General features: G+C 55.6%; 12 protein-coding genes. 4 read left to right on the plus strand and 8 right to left on the minus strand.

Annotation, left to right across the window (positions count from 1 at the left end):
- The first annotated feature begins 38 nt into the window (after positions 1-38).
- From hemE to hupA, 4 genes are all read left to right on the plus strand, one after another.
- Positions 39-1,106, plus strand: a complete 1,068-nt coding sequence (gene hemE / locus L975_RS16195) for a uroporphyrinogen decarboxylase (RefSeq protein ID WP_047709316.1) — start codon at positions 39-41, stop codon at positions 1,104-1,106.
- Between the two features lie 128 nt (positions 1,107-1,234).
- Positions 1,235-1,978 (plus strand): deoxyribonuclease V, encoded by a 744-nt coding sequence (gene nfi, locus L975_RS16200; RefSeq protein ID WP_052181556.1) that lies wholly within the window; start codon positions 1,235-1,237, stop codon positions 1,976-1,978.
- Between the two features lie 122 nt (positions 1,979-2,100).
- Positions 2,101-2,706 (plus strand): YjaG family protein, encoded by a 606-nt coding sequence (locus tag L975_RS16205; RefSeq protein WP_010864815.1) that lies wholly within the window; start codon positions 2,101-2,103, stop codon positions 2,704-2,706.
- Between the two features lie 213 nt (positions 2,707-2,919).
- Entirely contained in the window at positions 2,920-3,192 is a 273-nt protein-coding gene (hupA, locus tag L975_RS16210; RefSeq protein ID WP_010864814.1) for a nucleoid-associated protein HU-alpha, read from the plus strand.
- A 245-nt stretch (positions 3,193-3,437) separates the two neighbouring features.
- Here the strand turns inward: hupA and phaC are convergent, their stop codons facing one another.
- The 8 genes from phaC to cutA all read right to left on the minus strand — a co-directional run bounded on the left by phaC (position 3,438) and on the right by cutA (position 13,000).
- Positions 3,438-5,309, minus strand: coding sequence for a class I poly(R)-hydroxyalkanoic acid synthase (phaC, locus tag L975_RS16215; protein WP_052181551.1), 1,872 nt, complete (start codon positions 5,307-5,309; stop codon positions 3,438-3,440).
- 64 nt (positions 5,310-5,373) lie between these two features.
- On the minus strand, positions 5,374-5,727 hold the full coding sequence (locus L975_RS16220; protein ID WP_010864812.1) for a phasin family protein: 354 nt from the start codon (positions 5,725-5,727) through the stop codon (positions 5,374-5,376).
- 361 nt (positions 5,728-6,088) lie between these two features.
- Positions 6,089-7,402: a phosphoribosylamine--glycine ligase gene (gene purD, locus L975_RS16225; RefSeq protein ID WP_047709317.1), complete on the minus strand. Its 1,314-nt coding sequence runs from the start codon at positions 7,400-7,402 to the stop codon at positions 6,089-6,091.
- Between the two features lie 87 nt (positions 7,403-7,489).
- Positions 7,490-9,079 (minus strand): bifunctional phosphoribosylaminoimidazolecarboxamide formyltransferase/IMP cyclohydrolase, encoded by a 1,590-nt coding sequence (purH, locus tag L975_RS16230; protein ID WP_047709318.1) that lies wholly within the window; start codon positions 9,077-9,079, stop codon positions 7,490-7,492.
- 352 nt (positions 9,080-9,431) lie between these two features.
- A complete protein-coding gene (locus tag L975_RS16235) occupies positions 9,432-10,052 on the minus strand; it encodes a MarC family protein (RefSeq protein ID WP_010864808.1) in 621 nt (206 codons plus the stop codon).
- A 31-nt stretch (positions 10,053-10,083) separates the two neighbouring features.
- Entirely contained in the window at positions 10,084-10,743 is a 660-nt protein-coding gene (locus L975_RS16240) for a response regulator transcription factor (RefSeq protein ID WP_047709319.1), read from the minus strand.
- 95 nt (positions 10,744-10,838) lie between these two features.
- The gene (locus L975_RS16245) at positions 10,839-12,689 is read right to left on the minus strand and encodes a protein-disulfide reductase DsbD (protein ID WP_047709320.1); all 1,851 of its coding nucleotides are present in this window, start codon (positions 12,687-12,689) and stop codon (positions 10,839-10,841) included.
- Entirely contained in the window at positions 12,665-13,000 is a 336-nt protein-coding gene (gene cutA / locus L975_RS16250) for a divalent-cation tolerance protein CutA (RefSeq protein WP_039046339.1), read from the minus strand. Before cutA ends, L975_RS16245 begins: the two co-directional genes overlap by 25 nt.
- Between the last annotated feature and the right edge of the window lie 69 nt (positions 13,001-13,069).

Consider the following 13,069-nt stretch of genomic DNA (forward strand, 5'->3'; position numbering starts at 1 on the left):
TTACAATCGGGCGCAATAGAATAAAAAGGAAGCCTAAGATGACCACACTGCAAAACGATCGCTATTTACGTGCCCTGCTGCGCGAGCCGGTAGACATGACACCGGTTTGGATGATGCGCCAAGCGGGGCGCTATTTGCCGGAGTATCGGGCGACCCGCGCCGAAGCCGGGGATTTTATGGCCCTGTGCAAAAATCCGGAGCTGGCCTGTGAAGTGACCTTGCAGCCCCTGCGCCGTTTTGCGCTGGATGCGGCAATTTTGTTTTCTGATATTTTGACTATCCCTGATGCGATGGGCTTGGGGCTGTACTTTGAAACCGGAGAAGGTCCGCGTTTTGAACGCCCAGTGCGCTCCTTGGCCGATGTACAAAAGCTCGGGGTGCCCGATCCAGAGCAAGAGCTGGGCTATGTCATGGATGCGGTACGCACCATTCGCCGTGAGCTCAAGGGCGCGGTGCCGCTGATTGGGTTTTCCGGTAGCCCGTGGACGCTGGCGACCTACATGGTCGAAGGTGGCAGTAGCAAGGCGTTTACCCGTATTAAAAAGATGATGTATGCCGAGCCGCAAACTCTGCATCTGCTGCTGGATAAATTGGCCGATAGCGTGATTGTGTATCTGAATGCCCAGATCCGCGCCGGTGCACAGTCGGTGATGGTGTTCGATACCTGGGGCGGCGCGCTGACTGGCCGTGATTACCGCGAATTCTCGCTGCTCTACATGCACAAAATTGTCGATGGGCTGCTGCGTGAGCATGATGGCCGTCGTGTGCCGGTGACCTTGTTCACCAAAGGTGGTGGTCAATGGCTGGAAGCGATTGCCGATACCGGCTGTGATGCAGTGGGCTTGGATTGGACCACCAGTTTGGCTGACGCGCGTGCGCGCATCGGCTCGCGCGTTGCCCTGCAGGGCAATATGGATCCATCCATGTTGTATGCACCGCCTGCCCGTATCGAGCAGGAAGTGGCTAGCCTGTTGGCGGAGTTCGGTGCCGGCACCGGCCATGTGTGTAATTTAGGCCACGGTATTCATCCGGATGTCGATCCGGCCCATGCCGGGGTATTCGTGGAAGCGGTACACCGCTTGTCTCAGCCGTATCACGCGCGCTGAGTCTGCGTTGTTACCACGCGGCTAGGCTTACAGTTCGCTGAGCGCGCATATACTGCGCTCAGCGGCAATCAGGAGCCATTACCATGCCAAATGCCATGGTGAATGAGAACCAAAAGGCAACGCCAGAGATGAAGGTACCGACTACCGATTATGCCGCGCTGCGCGATGAGCAGCGCCGCTTAGCGGCCGCGGTGGAGCGTACTGACCGTGTGGGGCCGGTGCACGTTATTGGCGGTGCGGATGTCGGTTTTGAGCAAGGTGGCGCGGTCACCCGTGCGGCCATCGTGTTGCTGCGCTATCCCGAACTGACCTTGTTGGATTTTCGCATTGCGCGGGTACCGACGACGTTGCCGTACATTCCCGGGTTATTGTCTTTTCGCGAATGTCCGGCCCTGTTAGCCGCGTGGCAGATGCTACCACAACGGCCCGATTTACTGCTGGTGGATGGGCAGGGGATCGCCCATCCGCGTGGCCTTGGCGTCGCCAGTCACTTTGGTTTACTGGTGGATGTGCCGACCATTGGGGTGGCGAAAAGTCACCTGTATGGCAGTTATGCACCACTGGCTGACAGCGTTGGCGCAAGCGCGGCGTTGTGGGCGGGGGAAAGCTTGTTAGGCTATGTGTGGCGCAGTAAAGTGCGTTGTCGTCCGCTGTTTATTTCGGCTGGGCATCGGATCAGCCCTGATTCGGCGCTGCAGTGGGTGCAACACTGTTGCCGCGGTTATCGCTTGCCGGAGCCGACCCGTTTTGCCGATGGTATCGCTTCGGCGCGCCCTACGTGGCAGGCGCTGTTGGCGGCGCATGCGGCGAACGGAGAAGCCAAGGTAGAGGCAAAAGCGGTGGCTTCTTGTGCAGCCGCTCCCTCTTCATAAGGGGGCAAGGTGATCAATTGCTGCAAATCAGTGCAATCTCCCTGCTGGTGGCCGCTTATTTCTATCGATCAGCGTAGAAGATCAGTTACACTCAGGCGCTGAAACAGTATAGAGGACTGGGTATGTTACGTAATCCGATTCACAAACGTTTGGAACGTCTGGAGCCTTGGCAGCTGCAAACCTTTATGGTGTGCCTGTGCGAGCGGATGTACCCGAACTATCAAGCCTTTGCTTTGGCGAGTGGCTTTGGTAACCCTGTACTGTACCGTACGGTGCTGGATTTGGCGTGGGAAGTCCTGACAGTAAAAGGCGCCAAAGTTAATTTCGAAAACCAGCTAGAAAAATTTGAAGAACAAATCCCTGCGGCCGATGACTTTGATATGTACGGTGTTTTCCCGGCTATCGATGCGTGTGTCGGTTTAAGTGATTTGTTGCACTCGCAGCTGAGCGGTGAAGAGTTGGCGTTTGCGTTAAGCATCAGCCGGATCTCGATTAACACCGTGGCAATGCTGGAGATGCATGATCAAGACCGTGAGCTGTCCGAAGAGGAGCTCAAGGCGTTGCCAAATATCCAAAATGAGCTGGATGTACAGTGGGAGATTTATCGTCTGCTGGCAGCCTGCGAAGAGCGTGACCTAGAGCTGATCAAGGGCCTGCGGGCTGACTTGCGTGAAGCGGGTATCAGTAATATTGGTATCGCTGCAGTGAGTGGCGTGCGAGAAGCGTGATTTAACGCCGGAATTCTCGCGAATCCGATCCCTTTGCGGGGCAAAGTGTTCTACATTTGGATTGGTTTGCATTGGCCCCATGGCGACGTGGGTAAGCGCATGTTGGCGTGGTGATCTCAAACGGATCAGGGCGCGTCATAGCGAAGTACACTAGACGGGTATGAGACCTGTATAGCTACGAGTAACGTGATAAATAAAACGTAAGGACAACCTATGAACAAGACTCAACTGATCGACGCGATTGCAGAAAAAGCGGATCTGTCTAAAGCGCAAGCAAAAGCAGCACTGGAATCCACGCTGTCTGCAATTACTGAATCACTGAAGGATGGTGATCCAGTACAGCTGGTCGGTTTCGGTACTTTCAAAGTGAACCATCGCGCGGCACGTACAGGTCGTAACCCACAAACCGGTAAAGAAATTCAGATCGCAGAAGCCAACGTGCCTGCGTTCGTAGCCGGTAAAGCGCTGAAAGATTCCGTGAAGTAATTTATCGCGCCAGATACAAAAAACGGGGAGTCCATGGACTCCCCGTTTGTTTATCTATCACTTTGTTTATCTATCATTTTGTATATCTAGCACGCTATTACCGTACTGACTTTCTGCCTGACCTGTTGGCGTTGAGTACTACAAGCGGCTAAGCCTTGTGTGCGCTGTTACTGTTAGCGCTGACTCGCATTGACCGCTTGTTTTTTTACTCACCGCTTTCTGGCTGATAACGTTGTTGATAACGCTTAGGCAGCATTTTCCTCAGCGCTTTCTTCACTGCTCGGATGCAGCAAACTGGCTTTGATTTGCTGGTCAATGTCGCTGATGCGCACTTTGACATACTCACCCGGGGCATCACCTAACAGCGGCTGATTTTCACGTGCGACCGGCTGACGAGCTGGCACCGGTTTGCTGCCTTCTGGTAGATGGCTGACCAGCCATTGTTGCCAGTGTGGCCACCATGAGCCTTTATGGTGCTCTGCGGCATTCAGCCATGCTTGCGAGTCATCCGGCAAGAAGCTGTTATCCGGATTGCACCAGTAGCCGTATTTGCCTTTCTCCGGTGGATTGACCACGCCGGCGATATGGCCGGATTCGCCCAGTACAAAGGTCACATGGCTGTTGTCTTTGCCAATCACCTTAGCACCGTCATAGGTCGCATCCCACAGCGCGATATGATCTTCAGCAGCCGAGAGGAAATACAGTGGTAATTTGATCTTATTCAGATCAATGGCCGTGCCGCGAATCGAGATCCCACCAGGCATGATCAGCTGGTTTTCCAGATAGCATTGGCGCAGCAGGAAGTTGTGGCAGGTGGCCGGTACGTTGGTGCTGTCACAGTTCCAGTACAGGATGTCGAACGCCATCGGGCTCTTGCCCTTGAGGTAGTTATCGACAAAGTAGTTCCAGTACAGGGAGTTTTCCCGCAGCAGACTGAACGACACCGCAATTTGCCGACCATCCATGTAGCCTTTGATCTGGTTTTGCGTTTCCACCGCGCTGACGGTTTCTTCATTGATGAAGACCCCGATATCGCCGGGTTTGGCGAAGTCCAACAAGGTGGTAAACAAGGTGCCGGTGCGGATGCGCTGCTTCATGCGGCGTGCAGCCAGATAGGCCATGGTGACCGACAGCAGCGTACCGCCGATGCAGTAACCAATACCGTTAACCTCTTTTTCGCCGGTGGCGGTTTCAATCGCATCCAGCGCGGCCAGCACCCCATCAATCACATAGTCTTCAAAGGTGATGTCTTTGTGTTCAGGAGTCGCATTGACCCATGACATCATAAACACGGTATGCCCTTGGCTAACCGCCCAACGGACAAACGAGTTTTGTGCCTGCAGATCCAGAATATAGAACTTGTTGATAAATGGCGGCACGATCAACAGTGGCCGCTGCAACACCTCTTCGGTGGTCGGCACATACTGAATCAGCTCAAACAGGTGATTGCGGAAAATCACCTTGCCCGGGGTGGTGGCCAGATTGTCACCGGGGCGGAAGGAGCTTTGATCGGTCATGCGGATATTCAGCGTGTCAGCGCTTTTCTCCATATCTTCGACCAGCAACTCCATCCCTTTAACCAGATTTTGGCCGTTGTTTTCCAGTGTCACCTTGAGCAGCTCAGGGTTACTCAGCAGGTAGTTGCTTGGCGACAGAGCAGACAAATACTGGCGAGTGAAGAACTCCAGTCGCTTGCGGGTTTCTTCATCCAGCGTTTCGAGCTGGTTGATGCTGCCGAGCACATTTTGCGTCGTCAGCAGATAAGATTGTTTGAGGTAATCAAACAGGATGTTTTGTTGCCACTCATCAGAGGTAAAGCGGCGATCGCTGCGATCCGGTTGGATCACCGGTTCACTCGGCTGGCCAAACAGGCGCAATACCGCGTGCTGGGATAATTCAAGTTGCTGTTGCCACCACTTGAGCTGCTGCTCCACCAGTGCATTGGGTTGCCCAAATGCATGCTCAAAGAAGCGATTCGCATCGTTCATGTTGGCCTGCATCAATACTTGATTCAGCGGACCTTGAGCCGTAGAGCGCGACAGGTACAGCTCAACCAGCTTACGGTTCAGATCAGCCAGCGCATCCAGCGCTCCGTTGAACTGATTTGCAGAAGCCATGGTTTTCTCCCTGTAACACCATCATGAAAGAATGACACGCCCGCAGGCGTGTCGGCAGCCAAATTTAGTTGGCGTTAACTTGTAAATGAGAGAGTTGATCTTTGGTCAGCGTTTCCAGTTCTTTTTTGAACTGCTCGTTCATGGAAGAGAGCTTCTGGGTGTCGTCCAGCAGCTGCTTGGAGATTTTGTTCACCAGCTCCAGCTGCTTGTTACCAAAGGCCACCAGAGATTGTGGGTCTTTGATGTCACCCACGGCTTTGATCTGCTCCAGACCCAGCTCAGAATAAGCTTTGGCGGCCGACAGCTGCACTTTGCTCAGTTGCTCCAGATTTTCAGTCAGCAGACGGTTGTATTTATAAACCGGTGCATAGAAGTTTTGTGCCTGATCGGCGAAGGTTTTGAAAATTTCCGTACTCATTTCTATCTGCTCCTTGTGAATAACGCACATCGTGTGCTGTGCTGCAAACATACCGTTGGTGGCACACATACCTTTTACAGCACACAGTACCCTGATTTATATGTGCATTGTATTGCAGTGTAACGAAGCTTTTGTGTAAAAACAGGGTCACTAAGTGGTCAGAGTTGTAGCTTAACGTTAGCGTAAAGGTTAACTGATCAAGATGAGCTGGTTTGGCGGGAAGGAGCGTCGCGCTTGGTGGGAAAAGAGCGCGGATAACGCGGCGGTGAAGTACGGTTATTGACGTTCACGTTAACGTTATCCGCGACAAAGCGCGCTAAAGATATACCGATAAAGTCTAAAAACGGCGCTGATTACACCCTTATTTTTCTACCACGTGTTCGCGGGCAATGGCGCGAAAACCGATGTCGGTGCGGTAGTAGATATCATCCCATTGAATCAAGGCCGCTTGCTGGTAGGCACGCTGCTGGGCAGTACTGACGCTGTCGCCCAATGCCGTGACGCACAGTACGCGGCCACCGGCGGTCAGCGCTTGCGCGGGCTGCTCAGGATTGCTGCGGGTTCCGGCGTGGAACACTTTGCTGTCACTGCCTGCGTTGGCGGCGGCGTGCTCGAGGCCGTGAATGACATAACCGCTACGGTAATCGCCGGGATAACCGCCGGCAGCCAGCACTACGCCGAGCGCTGGTCGAGGATCCCACTCTGATCGGCACTGATCTAAGCGCCCTGCGACAGCGGCTTGGCACAGTTCGATCAGATCGGATCGCAGGCGCAGCATGATCGGTTGGGTTTCCGGATCGCCAAAGCGGCAGTTGTACTCGATCACTTTCGGGGTGCCGTCAGCCATGATCATCAAGCCGGCGTACAAAAAGCCGGTGTAGACGTTGCCTTCTGCGGCCATGCCACGCACGGTTGGCCAGATCACTTCATCCATGACGCGCTGGTGGATCTCTGCGGTGACCACTGGCGCGGGGGAGTAAGCGCCCATGCCGCCGGTGTTCGGGCCGCTGTCTTGGTTGCCGACGCGTTTGTGATCTTGGCTGGTGGCCATCGGCAAGACGTGCTCGCCATCGACCATCACGATAAAGCTGGCTTCTTCACCATCGAGGAACTCTTCTACCACGATGCGGTGCCCTGCATCACCAAAGGCATTGCCGGCCAGCATATCTTCGACCGCCGCTTCGGCTTCGGCCAAGGTCATGGCCACAATCACCCCTTTGCCAGCGGCCAGACCGTCGGCTTTGATCACGATCGGGGCACCTTTGGCGCGAATGTAAGCCAGTGCTGGCTCGACTTCGGTGAAGTTTTGGTATTCAGCGGTGGGGATCTGGTGACGGGCGAGGAAATCTTTGGTGAACGCTTTAGAGCCTTCCAACTGAGCGGCGGCCTGAGTTGGGCCAAAAATGGGCAGGCCCAGCGCGCGGAAATGGTCGACCACACCCAGTACCAGTGGGACTTCAGGGCCGACAATGGTCAGTTCGATGCCTTCACGCTGAGCAAAGGCGCCGAGGGCGTGCAGATCGGTAACGGCGATATCCACATTGCTGACTCCCGCTTCGGTCGCGGTGCCGGCATTGCCGGGGGCGACATAAACGTGCGAGACCTGTGGGGATTGTACGGCTTTCCATGCCAGGGCATGTTCACGACCGCCACTGCCGATAATCAGGACTTTCATGCATGACTCCAGAGATTGAATGTTTCGGTGCGCGGCACCGGTCGGCCAAAAATGGACCGGCGGGACAAGCCCGCCGGTTTTGCTGTATCAGTGACGGAAGTGGCGCATGTGGGTAAACAGCATGCTCATGCCATGTTCGTTGGCCGCTTGGATCACTTCTTCATCACGAATCGAGCCACCCGGCTGGATCACGCAGGTTACGCCAGCGGCTGCGGCGGCATCGATACCGTCACGGAACGGGAAGAAGGCATCGGAGGCCATGACGCAGCCTTTGACTTCCAGCCCTTCGTCCGCGGCTTTGATGCCAGCAATTTTGGCCGAGTAGACGCGGCTCATTTGACCGGCTCCGACGCCGATGGTCATGTTGCCTTTGGCATACACGATGGCGTTGGATTTGACGTATTTGGCCACTTTCCAGCAGAACAGTGCATCGCGCAGTTCGTCTTCGCTTGGCTGGCGGGTGGTGACCACGGTCAGATCGGCGGCGCTGATCATGCTTTGGTCACGGTCTTGCACCAACAAGCCGCCGTTAACACGTTTGAAGTCTAGACTGTGGGTTTTCGCACTCCATTCACCGCAAGCCAGTACGCGAATATTGGCCTTGGTGGAGAGGATGGCGGCGGCGCGCACTGTGATGGTCGGCGCGATGATCACTTCGACAAACTGGCGCTCGATAATGGCCTGCGCGGTATCGGCATCCAGCTCGCGGTTAAAGGCAATGATGCCACCAAAGGCGGAGGTTGGGTCAGTACGAAACGCGCGATCGTAAGCTTCAAGGATATTGGCACCCAGTGCCACGCCGCATGGATTGGCGTGCTTGACGATGACGCAAGCCGGCTCACTGAACTCTTTGACGCACTCCAGTGCAGCATCGGTATCGGCGATGTTGTTGTAAGACAGTTCCTTGCCTTGCAGCTGTTCGGCGGTGGCGACACTGGCTTCGTGCAGCTCACTTTCAACATAAAACGCGGCCGCTTGATGGCTGTTTTCGCCGTAACGCATATCCTGCTTTTTAACAAAGTTCAGGTTCAAGGTACGAGGGAAGCGGCCAGCAGGCTCGCGATGCTCGGCGTGATAGGCCGGAACCAAGGTACCGAAGTGGTTGGCGATCATGCTGTCGTAAGCGGCGGTATGCTCGAAGGCAGCGATGGCCAGATCAAAACGGGTGGCATGGCTTAAAGAACCTTGATGCGCATCCATCTCGGTCAGTACGCGGTCGTAATCGGCCGCATTGACGATGATGGTCACATCACGGTGGTTTTTCGCCGCCGAGCGCACCATGGTTGGACCGCCGATATCGATATTTTCTACCGCCTGCTCCAGTGTGCAGTCAGGGCGCGCGATAGTGGCGGCAAACGGGTACAGGTTGACGACTACCATGTCGATCGGGGCGATTTCATGCTGCTGCATGATGGCATCGTCTTGGCCGCGACGACCGAGAATGCCGCCGTGAATTTTCGGGTGCAGGGTTTTAACGCGTCCGTCCATCATTTCCGGGAAGCCGGTGTAATCGGAGACTTCGGTGACCGGCAGTCCGGCTTCGCTGAGTAGGCGCGCGGTGCCGCCGGTGGAGAGCAGTTCGACGTGGCGTGCGGCCAGCGCACGGGCGAATTCGACAATGCCGGTTTTATCAGACACGCTGAGCAGCGCTCGGCGTACAGGACGGTACTGTTCCATTGTAGATCACATCCCCTTGCAGTGAGCAGAAAGTAGTTTGCGCAAGCCTTGAGTCTGGCTTGCGCAAACAACCTGTCGTTCATGACCCTGCGCCGTTGTGCGCGGCCATTCTATACGAAAACGTTTGCGTCAGGGGAGCGTTTTTTTGCCGGTGGTTATATTGGGTGGTGTTCTTCAGGGAGTTAGGTGTATGGCTAGTGGGGTGAGCGAGCAGACTGGGAGGGGGATGATGAAAAGAATAAATGAGGAGAAAAATACAGAGCACGATGAGGAGAAAGGAGAGGCGCTAAAGACCGGCCGCCGTGGCAGCCGGTGAGGAAATGGCGAGCGATACTCAGTGCGCGCGGTCGCTTTAGTGGGTCAGCGGTAAGAAGAAATCGCGCAACCCAACCAGCAGGTTGTTGACGGCCACCGCCGCCAAAATCAGCCCCATCACGCGGCTGATCACCGAGGCGCCGGTGCGGCCAATCACTTTCTGAATGCGCGAGGCACTGCGCAGCAGCAAGTACGTGATCAGCAATACCCCCAACATCACCAAGGCGGTGAGGGCTTGATCGATCAACGAGTAACGGTGATTATCGGTCAGCATGACCACCGCCATCATGGCACCCGGTGAGGCAATCGACGGAACGGCAATCGGGAAGACGGCTAAATCACTGATGTCATAATCCATCTGCATCTCTTGCTCGGGTTTACTCTCACCAAAAATCATGGTCAGAGCAAACAGCAGCAGCACCAACCCTCCGGCGGTTTGGAAGGCGCTAAGCGGGATCTGCATTGCTTCCAAGAGTAACTGGCCGGCAACCAGAAAAAACAGCAGGATTCCGGTGGAGACCAAGATGGCTTTGCTGGCCACACGGCGGCGATCCAAGGCCGAGAGTGAGGCGGTTTTTGAGAGATAAACGGGGATCGAGCCGATCGGATCGATGACTGCCCACAGTACAACAAACTGAACGATCAATGATTCAAACATGCACACTTCCTGGCTAAACGGGGCGTGGGCATTATAACCCCGTTTGGCTTTTCAGCTCACTTTGTTGCAGCAGGATCACCGCTTGGGTGCGATTTTTTACCCCCAGCTTGCGAAAGATAGCGGTCATGTGCGCTTTGACTGTGGCTTCCGACACATTGAGGTCATAGGCGATCTGTTTGTTCAGTAAACCGGCACTGAGCATTTCAAGCACTCGCTGTTGCTGAGCGGTCAAGCTGCTGAGGCGCTCTTGCAGGATGCGCGCCTGTGGGTCGGGTTGCGGGGCTAAGCTATCCAGATCGGCAGGGAAGATGGTATCGCCGGCCAGCGCTTGCCCAATGGCATCAATCAGGACACTCAGTTGAGCGGATTTAGGAATAAAGCCCAGCGCACCGTGCTGGCGGACTTGCTGGATAATGGCCGGATCGTCGCTGGCGGAGATCACCACAATCGGCAGTAAGGGGTAACGCTGACGGAGGGTTTGCAGGCCGGAAAATCCGTTGGCGCCGGGCATTTTTAAGTCCAGCAGCAGCAAGTCTGGATCGGGGTGCTGTTCGAGCAGTTGCAGTAAGCTGTCGAGCGAATCGGCTTCGAACAGCTCGGCGCTGCTGACGCTAAGCGCCAAGGCCTGATGCAAGGCGGCACGAAACAACGGATGGTCGTCGGCGATCAGAAGGGTATAGGCGCTGTCCATAGCATTCCCTGTGAGAACATGTTTCCATTACGTTAATCACAGGGGATGCGATTGAGCAATCTATTGCGTGCCCATCTGTGCGGCACGCAACAAAATTATTGCAGTACCCGCTGCTGCAGATGCTGTAGGAACGGGCTGGCTGGCATAAAGCCGGTGACTCGGCTTTGCGGGATCTCGTGGCCTTGCGGATTAAAGAACAGCAGAGTCGGTAAACCCAGTACATTGAGCTCACGCAGCAACGCCTGATCGGCGGCATTATTAGCCGTCACATCGGCTTTGAGTAACACCATCTCAGAGAAAGCGTTTTGTACCTGGGCATCGCTAAAGGTGTATTTGGTGAACTCTTTACAGGCCACACACCAGTCGGCGTACAGATCCAGCATCACCGGTTTACCGGCCGCTTGCTGCAACGCTTGTTGCAGCTCGGCCTGATTACGGATGGTGATAAAGTGCGGTGTGGATGTTAGCTCACGCGCTGCCGCGGCCGATTGTGGCGGGAAGACCCAATCTTGCAGCGGACGCGCCAGCAGGATCATGCCAATCAACGCCGCGATCCGCAGCACTAAAAATCCGCGGCGGTGTGCTGGCAGGGTGCTGAATAGCCACCCTAACGCGCTCAGTGCTAGCAGGCTCCACAGGCGTAAAGTCCAAACCTCGGGCAGCAAGCGAGACAGCAGGAACACCGGCATCGCCAGCAGCAGGAAACCAAAACCGGTTTTGACTTGATTCATCCACGGGCCGCTTTTTGGTAGCAGCCGGTTGCCAAATAAGGCGACGCCGACCAGTGGTAAGCCCATCCCGCAGGCCAGCAGATACAGCGTCAGCCCACCGGTCAGCAGATCGCCGCTATCGGCCACATACAGCAGTGCACCCGATAACGGCGCGGTGGTGCAAGGCGAGCAGATCAGACCGGCAATCGCCCCCATCAAAAACACCCCCGGCAAGCTGCCGCCACGCTGCTGACCACTGAGCAAACTCAGACGGGTTTGCAGCGCCGAAGGCAGTTGCAAGCTGAACAGGCCAAACATGGATAGCGCCAGCAGGGTAAACAATACCGACAAGCCAATCAGTACGTAAGGGTGCTGTAGCGCGGCTTGAAATTGCAAACCGGCGGCGGCGACTACCAGTCCAAGTAGGGTGTAGGTGAGTGCCATCCCCTGCACATAGGCCAGCGATAACGCCAGTGCGCGGCCGTGCGAATGACGTTGACCGCCGCCCAAGACCACGCCGGAGAGCAGGGGGAACATCGGCAGTACGCAGGGGGTAAACGCCAGCCCTAATCCCAGAACGAAGAACAGCAGGGGTGCCCAGCGGTTAGCGGCCAGCCGTGATGCCAGTTGTTCTTGTTCTGGTGCGTTGTTATTCAGTGCGCCTGAGCTTGCCGTGCTCACGGCTTCGGCGTTGCTCTGGTTTGTAGCTGACGACGGCTTGTTGGCCGCGTCAGGCATTGACGGTACGGACTTCGCCACAGTCGGTTCGGCAAGCGCGTTGGCTACATTCTTTGGGGTTGGCGTAACTAACGCATTTAATGGCACCACGCGCGTTTCTGGCGGGTAGCATAGCCCCGCGGCGGCGCAGCCCTGATAGGTTACGCTGACGCTTGGTTGCTGGCCGGTGGCCGCAATCGGGATGTTCAAGGTCAGTGGCGCGGTAAAGATGTGGGTTTCGCCAAAAAACTCATCACGATGAGCTTTACCGGGCGGCAGTGTGAAGTCACCTAACGTGGCATCGTTGGCGCTGACACTCAGCTGGTGGCGATACAGGTAATAGCCATCCTTGATTTGCCAGTGCAGCTCTAATTGGTTGCCTTGCTGGTGAAAATCAAAAGGGAACGCCTCATCCACCGGTACAAAACCCTGCGGATTGGCTTTGGGAAACAGATTCAGCGCCAGTGCACTGGTGCTGAGCAGCAGGAGGCTGATTAACGTAATGAGGCGCTGAGCCATGCCAGATACTCCTTGTCGCCATCCTCGACTGCTAACACCAAGATCTCTGGAGTTTGGTACGGATGCAGCTCACGCAGGCGCGCTTGCATGCCGGCCAGATGTTGGCTGTCGGTTTTCAAAATCAGTTGCACTTCCGCATCTTCATGGACTTCGCCCTGCCAGCGGTAGACTGACAGCATACCGGGCAGCAGATTGGCGCAGGCCACCCATTGTTCGTTGACCAAGGTCCGCGCCAGCATCTGGGCGCAGGCCTGATCCGGAGCGGTGCACAGCACCAGACGGGCAGAAACCGCCGCAGTTACGGAATTCATCACATCAGGCTCTCACGTGGATAAAACATATACCGGCGTACTATACCTGAAATATACCGAAAACCGCTG

The organism is Plesiomonas sp. ZOR0011, from assembly GCF_000800945.1.
In the GTDB taxonomy this organism is placed as follows: domain Bacteria; phylum Pseudomonadota; class Gammaproteobacteria; order Enterobacterales; family CAMTGL01; genus Plesiomonas; species Plesiomonas shigelloides.

Coding starts and splice junctions, on each gene's coding strand:
- hemE (WP_047709316.1), top strand. CDS start 39: ATGACCACACTGCAAAACGATCGCTATTTACGTGCCCTGCTGCGCGAG.
- nfi (WP_052181556.1), top strand. CDS start 1,235: ATGAAGGTACCGACTACCGATTATGCCGCGCTGCGCGATGAGCAGCGC.
- L975_RS16205 (WP_010864815.1), top strand. CDS start 2,101: ATGTTACGTAATCCGATTCACAAACGTTTGGAACGTCTGGAGCCTTGG.
- hupA (WP_010864814.1), top strand. CDS start 2,920: ATGAACAAGACTCAACTGATCGACGCGATTGCAGAAAAAGCGGATCTG.
- phaC (WP_052181551.1), bottom strand. CDS start 5,309: ATGGCTTCTGCAAATCAGTTCAACGGAGCGCTGGATGCGCTGGCTGAT.
- L975_RS16220 (WP_010864812.1), bottom strand. CDS start 5,727: ATGAGTACGGAAATTTTCAAAACCTTCGCCGATCAGGCACAAAACTTC.
- purD (WP_047709317.1), bottom strand. CDS start 7,402: ATGAAAGTCCTGATTATCGGCAGTGGCGGTCGTGAACATGCCCTGGCA.
- purH (WP_047709318.1), bottom strand. CDS start 9,079: ATGGAACAGTACCGTCCTGTACGCCGAGCGCTGCTCAGCGTGTCTGAT.
- L975_RS16235 (WP_010864808.1), bottom strand. CDS start 10,052: ATGTTTGAATCATTGATCGTTCAGTTTGTTGTACTGTGGGCAGTCATC.
- L975_RS16240 (WP_047709319.1), bottom strand. CDS start 10,743: ATGGACAGCGCCTATACCCTTCTGATCGCCGACGACCATCCGTTGTTT.
- L975_RS16245 (WP_047709320.1), bottom strand. CDS start 12,689: ATGGCTCAGCGCCTCATTACGTTAATCAGCCTCCTGCTGCTCAGCACC.
- cutA (WP_039046339.1), bottom strand. CDS start 13,000: ATGAATTCCGTAACTGCGGCGGTTTCTGCCCGTCTGGTGCTGTGCACC.